Origin of the sequence: Blastococcus sp. KM273129, assembly GCF_021698995.1 — a bacterium.
Taxonomy (GTDB): Bacteria; Actinomycetota; Actinomycetes; order Mycobacteriales; family Geodermatophilaceae; genus Blastococcus.
This window is the reverse complement of record NZ_SSXB01000147.1, coordinates 1-3,197: the sequence shown is the minus strand read 5'-3', so window position 1 is coordinate 3,197 and position 3,197 is coordinate 1. Positions and strand designations below refer to the sequence as shown.

The following is a 3,197-nucleotide window of genomic DNA, read 5'->3' as shown; positions in this document are numbered from 1 at the left end:
GTCGACGACGGCGTGACCACCGGCGAGTGCACCGTGACCGGGGGCGCGGGCCGCTCGTCGACGTCGCGCTGCGGGGCGGCGGAGCCGAGCCAGGGGTCGTCCTCGTGCGCCGCGGCGCGCTCGTGCCGGACGAAGCCGGAGGGGACCGCCGGCCGGGCGGGCACCGGCGGCCGCACCGGGGGCGGAGGCGGCGCCTCCGCGCGGACCGGCGGCGGGACGGGCGGCCCCGGTGCGGCCGGCGGCGGCGTGACCGCGGACCACGTGCTGGTGCGCACCTGCTCGAACTGCTGGGTGGGGCGCGGCTCGTCCAGCCGGATCGCCGGCCAGCCACCGGTGAGCTCGCGCGGCGGGGCGTCGTCGCTCCACGCCGCGCCGTCCAGGGTGCGAGCGGGCCCGTCGAGCCGGCTGGCCTGGGTGCGCATGACGATCCGCTCGACCAGCATCTCGCTGGACAGCTGCTCGGCGAGCTCGGCCCGCAGCCGCCCCACGTCCTCCCGGAGCGCACCGAGCTGGCCGAGCTCCGCCCGCAGGCCGGTCAGCGCCGCGACGTCGTCCCGGAGCGCGGCCACGCGGGCCACCTCGTCGCGCAGCTGCCCCAGCGCGGCGATGTCCCCGCGCAGGCCGGCGACGCGGGCCACCTCCTCTCGGAGGCCGCTCAGCGAGGCGACCTCCCCGCGGAGCGCGTCGATCTCGTCGCGCATGGCGTCCTCGGCCTCGCGGCGGAGCTCGGTCTCCAGCTCCAGCTCGTACTCCCGGCGCGCGGCGACCTCGCGCTCCAGCTCCAGCTCGTAGGCGCGGCGCAGCTCGGCCTCCCGCGCCGCCGCGTGCGCCCGGTCGGTGCCGCGCCGCCCGGCGGCGAAGGTGGCGAGCACGAACGCCCAGGCCACCGCCACGACCGCGACCCGCAGCAGCTGGGCGTCGTCGGTGAGGAAGACGGCGAGGGTCGCCCCGACGGCGAGCACGAAACCGCCGGCCTGGAGGAGCGTGCGGGTGCTGCCGAGGGCGGGGCCGCGGGCGACGTCGTCCTCGCGGCGGGGCATGGCACCCAGCGTAGCGACGTGTGGCGCTCACCGGGAGGAAGCGCACCCGTGCCCACAGTGGTCCCAGGTGCCACAGTGGGCAGGGTGACCCTCTCGCTCCTCGACTGGCGCCGCCGCGTGGCCGCCCTGCACGCCGACGTCCGTGCCCGTCCCGACCCCGAGCAGGGCTGGCTGCGCTGGCGGGAGGGCCGCGACGAGCTGTTCGCGAGCCACCCGCAGTCACCGCTGGACGCCTCGGGCCAGGCCGCGTTCCGCGGGTTGCCGGTGGCGCCCTACGACCCCGCGCTGCGGTTCGAGCCCGTGCTCGAGCCGGCGGCGCCGCTGCGGCTGGAGATCCCCACCGCGGCCGACGGCGTCGTCCCGCTGGACCGGATCGGGGCCGTCGCGCTGCCCGGCGTCGGCCGGCTCGACGTGTGGTGGGTCGCCCTCTACGGCGGCGGGGTCTTCCTGCCGCTGCGCGACGGCACCGCCGGCGGCAGCACCTACGGCGGCGGGCGCTACCTGCTGGACACCGTGAAGGGGGCCGACCTCGGCGGCGACGGCGAGCGGCTGGTGGTCGACCTCAACTTCGCCTACCACCCGTCCTGCGCCTACGACCCGCGCTGGTCCTGCCCCCTGGCACCCGAGGGCAACCGGGTGGAGGCTTCCGTCGCCGCCGGGGAGCAGCTGCCCCCCGGCGGCTGGTACTAGAAGGCGCTCGTCCCCCTCACCCCTCGCAGGCCCGGGGCGGGCCTCCGGACGAGACCGCGACCCGCGAGCTGCGAGGAGGACGGGCGATCAGTTCTGGGCGAGGAAGCCGGCGGAGCTGAAGACCAGCCCGATGGAGACCTCGCCCTGCTCGATGGCGGCGCGGGTCAGCGGGCCACCGGCGTCCAGCTCGCGGAAGTCGGCGAACTGCAGGCCGTAGGTCTCCTCCAGCCCGGGCTGGCAGAACGGCCGGGTCGGGCACTCCGCCGGGCCGCCGAGCACCAGCGACCCGTCGCCGCACGCCTCTGCCAGCTCCGAGAGGGTGCTGACACCGAGCGCGTCGGCGAAGGCCTGGGTGACCGCGAAGGCGTTCTGGTCGGCGGCCTCCGACGGCTCACCGAAGACCAGGCCGGCCTCGGCGGCGAGCGGCTCGAGCGCCTGCCGGGTCTCCTCGACGTCGCCGCTGGCCACCTGGGTGGCGTCGTCGCCCTCGATGAACTCGGTGACGGTGGCCAGGTACTCGGGGAAGACCTGGATCTCGCCGTCGATGAGGGCCTGCAGGTACAGCTCGCGGTTGCCGACCTCCTGGACGGTGGCGTCGAAGCCCGCGAGCTGCAGCACGTCCGCGTAGACGTTGGCGAGGATGGTCGACTCGGGGAAGTTGGCCCCGCCGACGGCGATCGCCCCGCTGCCCTGCTCGAGGGCGGCGGCGTCGATGTTCTCCTCGACCCAGCCGGCGGCGACGTCCTCGGCGCTCTCCCGCTGCACCTCCACCGCGGCGTTGAGCTGGATCAGCTCCTCGGTGGTCATCTCGGCGGACACCTGGTCCAGCGCCGGCAGCAGCGCCGGGTTGGCCGAGGCGGCCTGCGCGTTGACCGCGGGGATGATGTTGTCCGCGTTCTGCAGGTCCTGGTCGTCCTCGAGGACGACGAGCTGGTCGCCGGCGACCGGGGCGCAGGCGTCGCCGGAGGCCTGGCCGCCACCGCCGCCTGTCCCGCCCCCACCGGTACCGGAGGAGCCCGACTCGCCGCAGGCCGCGGTCAGCGCGACCGCGAAGAGCAGAGGAGCGATGGTGCGTGTGCGTGCGCGCATGGTTGGACGCCCCGCCTTCTGTGTCCCGTGCCGGCCCGGCACGCGTGTCTGGCGGGAGGATTCCCGCGGGCCCCATCGAACCGTCCCGTTGTGCACGACGCAATCGGGTTGCCGCTTCTCGGGGCTTCGTTACCGAGGCGTGATCACTGCGGCACGCCGGTGGCCGTCAGCTCGGGCTCACCGCGCACGGTCCGCCGCCTGCCGGTGACGAAGGGCAACCGCCGCGGTCCCGGCCGCACCGCCCAGGTGAGCGCCACGAGCACGAGCTCGGTGAGCAGCGCCAGCGCCGCGATGACGATCGCCCCGGCGATGATCAGCCCGTAGTCCTGCTGCCCGAAGCCGAGGTTCACCACCCGGCCCAGCCCGCCCCCGCCGACG

General features: G+C 76.1%; 3 protein-coding genes and 1 pseudogene. 1 reads left to right on the top strand and 3 read right to left on the bottom strand.

Annotated elements, in window-relative coordinates; translation table 11 throughout:
- A partial coding sequence (locus E9565_RS21660; RefSeq protein ID WP_236836701.1) for a DUF6779 domain-containing protein occupies positions 1-1,040 on the bottom strand: 1,040 nt, incomplete at its 3' end.
- An 84-nt stretch (positions 1,041-1,124) separates the two neighbouring features.
- On the opposite strand from E9565_RS21660, the gene E9565_RS21655 reads away from it, so the two are divergent.
- A complete protein-coding gene (locus E9565_RS21655; RefSeq protein ID WP_236824933.1) occupies positions 1,125-1,730 on the top strand; it encodes a DUF1684 domain-containing protein in 606 nt (201 codons plus the stop codon).
- Between the two features lie 87 nt (positions 1,731-1,817).
- Here E9565_RS21655 and E9565_RS21650 read toward each other — a convergent pair whose 3' ends face one another.
- Both E9565_RS21650 and E9565_RS21645 read right to left on the bottom strand, forming a co-directional pair.
- Positions 1,818-2,819 (bottom strand): glycine betaine ABC transporter substrate-binding protein, encoded by a 1,002-nt coding sequence (locus tag E9565_RS21650; protein ID WP_236836700.1) that lies wholly within the window; start codon positions 2,817-2,819, stop codon positions 1,818-1,820.
- A 143-nt stretch (positions 2,820-2,962) separates the two neighbouring features.
- A pseudogene (locus tag E9565_RS21645) lies at positions 2,963-3,197 on the bottom strand (ABC transporter permease); the annotation flags it as partial.

What these genes read in the sequence shown, in the direction of transcription:
- E9565_RS21650 (WP_236836700.1), bottom strand. Translation starts at nt 2,819, where the DNA reads ATGCGCGCACGCACACGCACCATCGCTCCTCTGCTCTTCGCGGTCGCG.